Source organism: Streptomyces sp. NRRL WC-3549 (assembly GCF_000721935.1).
Classification (GTDB): Bacteria; Actinomycetota; Actinomycetes; order Streptomycetales; family Streptomycetaceae; genus Streptomyces.
Map to the genome: position 1 here is coordinate 171,649 of NZ_KL585414.1, position 656 is coordinate 172,304.

General features: G+C 72.6%; 1 pseudogene. It reads left to right on the top strand.

Annotated features, from left to right (window positions below):
- Window positions 1-656: pseudogene (locus IH13_RS0122055) on the top strand (ATPase); the annotation flags it as partial.

The window sequence follows — 656 nt, forward strand, 5'->3', positions numbered from 1 at the left end:
CGGTCCGCTGCCCTCTGATCGGCGCCATCACGGCGAGCAACGAACTGCCCGGCGGGGAGGACACCGCCGCGATCTACGACCGGCTGCTGGTGCGGATCGAGGTCGGGTACCTGGCAGACCCCTCGAACTTCGCCGCGCTGGTCCGCTCCGCCGTCAGCCGCCCGGCGCCCCGGGTGCGGACCACCGTCGAGCTGGCCGCGTTGCAGCACGCCGTGACAGAAGCTGTCCCGGCCGTGGACGTCCCCGACGCGATCGTGGACGCGGTGTGCACGCTGCGGGCCGCCCTGCGCCGCAAGGAACTCGTCGCCTCCGACCGCCGCTGGCGCCAGTCGGTGGGCCTGCTCCAGGCGTCCGCGTACCTCGACGGGCGCTCCGCGGTCGCCGAGACCGACCTGTCGGTGCTGACCCACGTCCTGTGGGACTCCCCCGCCGAACGGCCGACCGTCGAACGCGAGGTACTGCACCTGGTCAACCCCGACGCCAAGGAGGCACTCGACCTGGCCGACGCCATCGAAGAGCTGGAGGCCCAGCTGGACGCCATGGCCGGCCAGTCCCGGGAGGCGCTCAGCGAATGGGTCATCAAGAAGGCCCACAACAAGCTGGCCATGGCGGGGAAGCGGCTGGAGAAACTGCGCGCGGAGGCGGCGGTCGCCGGC